This is a genomic window from Xanthomarina maritima (assembly GCF_008084905.1).
GTDB classification, from domain to species: Bacteria; Bacteroidota; Bacteroidia; order Flavobacteriales; family Flavobacteriaceae; genus Xanthomarina; species Xanthomarina maritima.
In genome coordinates, this window is record NZ_VSFC01000017.1 from 1 (window position 1) to 298 (window position 298).

At 37.2% G+C, this 298-nt stretch carries 1 pseudogene; it reads left to right on the top strand.

Annotated elements, in window-relative coordinates:
* Positions 1–298 (top strand): annotated as a pseudogene (locus tag FVF61_RS03110) (lectin-like domain-containing protein); the annotation flags it as partial.

Consider the following 298-nt stretch of genomic DNA (forward strand, 5'->3'; position numbering starts at 1 on the left):
GACAATACAACTACTACCACCTATACTTTTACTCCAAATAGTGGGCAATGTGCAACAGTTGAAACCATGCAAATAGTTGTAAACCCAATTATAACTCCAGTTTTTACTCAAATTAATCCAATATGCAATGGCGATGTTTTAGCACCATTACCAACGACATCGAATAATGGCATTACAGGAACTTGGAGTCCTGCTTTAGACAATTCAACAACTACTACCTACACATTTACTCCAGATGCTGGGCAATGTGCAACGGCTGAAACCATGCAAATAATTGTAAACCCTATTATAATACCAA